Origin of the sequence: Streptomyces nanhaiensis (genome assembly GCF_046614825.1) — a bacterium.
GTDB lineage: Bacteria > Actinomycetota > Actinomycetes > Streptomycetales > Streptomycetaceae > Streptomyces > Streptomyces radiopugnans.
Genome location: NZ_JBKJFM010000260.1, coordinates 1 through 4,341, shown reverse-complemented (window position 1 = coordinate 4,341; position 4,341 = coordinate 1). Strand labels below are relative to the sequence as shown.

Genomic DNA, 4,341 nt, shown 5'->3' with positions numbered 1-4,341 from the left:
GCCGCTCGGCCAGCAGGTCCCAGCGCCAGCGCTCCTCGACCCACTCCCGGCCGCGCTCGCCCATCCGGCGGCGCAGCGCGGGGTCCTTCAGCAGGTTCACGACGCGGTCGGCCGTCTCCGCGGCCGCCTCGCCGCCGGGCGCGCCGCCGCGCACCACCCAGCCGGTCTCCCCGTCCAGCACGGCGTCGGGCGCGCCGCCGGAGTCGCCGGCGACGACCGGCAGCCCGGTCGCCGACGCCTCCAGGTAGACGATGCCCAGCCCCTCCACGTCCAGCCCGCCGCGGCGGGTGCGGCAGGGCATGGCGAAGACGTCGCCCGCGCCGTAGTGGGCGGGCAGTTCCTCCCACGGCACCGCGCCGGTGAAGCGGACCGAGCCGGCGACTCCGGTCTCCTGCGCCAGTTTCCGCAGCGCCTGCCCGTACGGCCCGCCGCCGACGATCAGCAGCACCGCCTCGGGCACCTCGGCAAGGATCCGCGGCATGGCGCGGATGAGGGTGTCCTGCCCCTTGCGCGGCACCAGCCGCGAGACGCACACCACCACCGGCCGGTCTGCCAGGCCCAGCCGCTCCCGCACCGCGTCGCCGCCGGAACCGGGGTGGAAGGTCTTCTCGTCGACGCCCGGAGGAAGATGGACCATCCGCTCCGCCGCCCTCCCGGTGAGCGCGGCGGCTATCCGGGAGCGGGTGTACTCGCCGAGGTAGGTGAGGGTGTCGGTGCCCTCTCCGATGCGCCGCAGCAGTTGCCGGGCGGCCGGCAGCCGGGCCCAGCCCGCCTCGTGGCCGTGGGTGGTCGCCACCAGCCGCCGCGCCCCCGCCCGGCGCAGGGCGGGGGCCATCAGCCCCAGCGGCGCGGCCGCCCCGAACCACACCGACGTACAGCCGTGTTCGCGCAGGAGCGAGACCGCGCGGCGCGTCGCGTGCGGGGTCGGCAGCAGCATGGTGGTGGAGTCGCGCACGACGGTGAAGGGCTGCTCCGCGTCGAAGCGCGCGGTGGCCTCGACGCCCTCCCGGCCGCGCTTCCAGGTCGAGGCGTAGACGACGACCCGCTCCGGATCCAGCCGCAGCGCCATGCTGTGCAGGAACGCCTGGATGCCGCCGGGCCGGGGCGGGAAGTCGTTGGTGACGATCAGGGTCTTGTCCATCGCCGCCGACAGTACCCGCTGCCCTCGGGGCGCCGGGGCGGCACCCGGTACGGTCGGTCCATGCGCCTTCTGATCGCGGCCTGGGCCGCCACCCGGACCGTGGTGCTCCTGTGCGTGTTCAAGGTGATCACGGTGCCGGGGCCGGACGTCACCAGCGACGTCTCGGTGATCTACCAGGGCTGGTACCGGGTGCTGAGCACCGGTGTCTTCCCGCCGGACGACGTCACCTGGCAGTACCCGCCCGCCGCGGCGCTGGCGATCCTCTCCCCCGCGCTGCTGCCCTTCCTGGAGTACCCGGCCGCCTTCTACGTGCTGGCCTGCGCCGCCGACGCCGCCGCGTTCGCGCTGCTGCTGTACGCCTCCCGCCGCGGCGCCGGGCGGGAGCGGGGCCGCAGCCGGGCGGGCGCGTGGGTGTGGGTGGCCGGGGTGCCGCTGCTGGGCCCGACGGTGTACGCCCGCTACGACCTGATGGTCACCACCGTCGCGGTCGCCGCGCTGCTGGTCCTGGCCCGCAGCCCGCGCACGGCCGGGGCGCTGGCGGCCTTCGGGGCGCTGCTGAAGGTGTGGCCCGCGCTGCTGCTGGCGGGCACGCCGCGCGGGCGCGTCACCCGCGCCGTGTGGGGCGCCGCGGTGGTGACGGCCCTGGTACTGACCGCCGCGTTCGCCGCCGCCATGCCCGGTGCGCTGGACTTCCTCACCCACCAGCGCGACCGCGGCACCGAGGTCGAGTCGGTGGGCGCCCTGGTCTTCCACGTGGCGCGGCACTTCGGCTGGGAGGGCCAGGTGCTGCTGAACTACGGCTCGGTGGAGTTCCTGGGCCCGTACGTGGACCTGGTGAGCACCGCGGCGCTGCTGTGCACCGCCGCCGCCTTCGGCTGGCTGCTGCGGTGGCGGCTGCGCGCGGTGGAGTGGACGGCGTCCACCGCCGCGGACGCCGCGTTCGCCGCGGTGCTGCTGTTCACCGTCACCAGCCGGGTCATCAGCCCGCAGTACATGGTCTGGCTGGTGGGTCTGGCAGCGGTGTGCGTGACGCTGCGCACCGGCCGGCAGGGGCTGCCCGCTGTGCTGGTGGTCGTGGCGACGGGGGTGACGCTGCTGGAGTTCCCCCTCAACTTCGGCAGCGTGGTGGCGAGCGACGCGCTGGGGGTGACGCTGCTGGTGGTGCGCAACGGGCTGCTGGTCGCCGCCGCGGTGCTGGCCTGTGCCCGGCTGTGGCGCACGACGGTGACCGAGCCCCTGCGCCGCGCGGAGCAGGCCGGCGGGGACGGTGAAGGGGAAGACGGCGGGGACGGGCGCGGGGACGGGCGCGGGAGGCGCCAGAGAGCGCCCGAGCGGGAGGACGGGCTGGTCCCCCGGTGAGGCGCGCCCCGGCGCGGCCGTAGCCGCTACCGCTCGTCCAGTTCCCGCCGTACGTACTCGCGCCAGCGCGCGGTGAGTCCGTCCATGCCGGTGCCGAGCACCTCGCGGACCACCTGGTCCATGCCGCCGCCGGAACCGCCCGCCGCCAGGTACAGCTCGACCAGCTTCTCCTCGCCCCACCGCTGCGCCACCATCCGGCACAGCAGCCAGCCGCTCTCGTAGGAGCGGGCGAGCCGGTCGGCGTCCCCGGCGAAGGCGAACTCCTCGTCCGTCGGCAGTCTCCTGGGCACCTGCCCGTCGCGGACGGCACGGGCCAGCAGGGGGGCGATCCGGGCGGGCGGGCGGTCCACCTCCCGGTAGGCGGCCCAGTCGGCGAAGCCCTCCGACAGCCACAGCGGGGTGGACTCGGTGGTGTGCGCGCGGGTGGCCACATGGGTGACCTCGTGGGTCATGACGATCCGCCGCCCCTCCTCGCCCAGCAGCCAGTAGGACTGCGGGTTGACCACGATCCGCTCCGCGGGCGTTCTGCCCCGGCCGCCGGCCTCTCCGGTGGTGACGGCTGCGATGCCGCGGTAGGAGGAGGGCGGGCCGCCCAGGAGGCCGGCCATCCGCTCCAGTGTGGCGGGGGCCTGGACCAGCACCCGGCGCGGCCAGTCGCGCGGCCAGGCGGCGTCGGCGCCGGGGACCGCGCGGTCGGCGTCGTCCGCCAGCGCGCGCAGGTCGAACTCCGGGCGACCGACCCCCAGCACCAGGCTGCGCTCACCGCGCACGACGGTCATCTCCCCCTGCTCCCACAGCTGCTGGGCGCTGCGGCGGCCGCCGGGCGCGCCGTCGCCGTCGCTGTCGGAGGAGACGTACCAGCGGCCCTTCCGCTCGGTGAGGGTCAGGTACTCCACGTCCCGCACCGGTGCGGGGTCGTAGCCCTCGATCCGGTAGCGCAGTTCGGCTTGGACCGCGATCCGGCGGGGTCCGGCTTCCCCGTCCCCGCCGTCCGTGTCCCGCGGGAGCGGGAAGGCGTCGTCGCCGGTGGCGGTGACGCGGTAGGACCAGTGGTCCACCGGCAGCCGGGCGAGGTTGCCGAACACCGTGCGCTGGGCGTCCCGGTAGCCGTCCGCGCGGGGGTCGACGGTGGCCAGGTAGGCCTCGCGGTCACCGGTGAGCACCGCCTCGGCCTGGCGGTCCAGCACCGCCTGGAGCACTCCGCGCTCCGCGGCGCCCTCCTCCACCCGCTCCACGCAGCCGGACTGGAACGCCAGCAGTCCGGCCACCAGTACGGCCGGTACCGCCGACGCCCTCCGCCACCTCCGTGTCACACCGCTGATCGTACGGGCCCGGCCCGGGGCGCGCGGGACGCCGGGAACGGGGAGGACCGGAAACGGGGAGGACCGGAAACGGGGAGGACCGGGAGCGGAAGGGCGGGGTCAGGGGCGGACCACGGCGGCGACCGGCATCATCCCGACCGGGTCGTACCGCACCTGCGCTCCGGGGCGGGGGGCGTGGACGACCTGGCCGCCGCCGACGTACATCCCCACATGGCTGGCGTCCGACCGGTAGACGACCAGATCACCGGGGAGCGCCTGCTCCAGCGGTACGTGCCGCCCGGCGTGCAGCTGCCCCTGCGAGGTGCGCGGCAGGAAGACCCCGGCCCGGGCGTACGCCCAGGAGGTCAGCCCGGAGCAGTCGAAGGCGTGGGGGCCGGCCTGGCCCCAGGCGTACGGCGCGCCGACCGCCCCGCGGGCCGCGGCGACCGCCGCGGCGGCCCGTGGCGAGGGGGCCGGCCCCCCCGGCGCGCCGGGGCCGCCGCCCTCCCGCGCCCCGTGCCCGCCGGCCGCCCGGCCCCC

At 76.5% G+C, this 4,341-nt stretch carries 4 protein-coding genes; 1 reads left to right on the top strand and 3 read right to left on the bottom strand.

Going from position 1 to position 4,341, the window contains the following annotated elements:
* A partial coding sequence (locus ACLIYP_RS29370; RefSeq protein ID WP_412716121.1) for a glycosyltransferase family 4 protein occupies nucleotides 1-1,141 on the bottom strand: 1,141 nt, incomplete at its 3' end.
* Between the two features lie 60 nt (nucleotides 1,142-1,201).
* On the opposite strand from ACLIYP_RS29370, the gene ACLIYP_RS29365 reads away from it, so the two are divergent.
* The gene (locus ACLIYP_RS29365; protein ID WP_412716120.1) at nucleotides 1,202-2,500 is read left to right on the top strand and encodes a glycosyltransferase 87 family protein; all 1,299 of its coding nucleotides are present in this window, start codon (nucleotides 1,202-1,204) and stop codon (nucleotides 2,498-2,500) included.
* Between the two features lie 26 nt (nucleotides 2,501-2,526).
* Here the strand turns inward: ACLIYP_RS29365 and ACLIYP_RS29360 are convergent, their stop codons facing one another.
* Both ACLIYP_RS29360 and ACLIYP_RS29355 read right to left on the bottom strand, forming a co-directional pair.
* Nucleotides 2,527-3,813: a peptidase MA family metallohydrolase gene (locus tag ACLIYP_RS29360; RefSeq protein ID WP_412716119.1), complete on the bottom strand. Its 1,287-nt coding sequence runs from the start codon at nucleotides 3,811-3,813 to the stop codon at nucleotides 2,527-2,529.
* Nucleotides 3,814-3,921: 108 nt separating this feature from the next.
* Nucleotides 3,922-4,341 (bottom strand): C40 family peptidase (locus ACLIYP_RS29355; protein WP_412716118.1); only part of this gene is annotated, 420 nt, incomplete at its 5' end.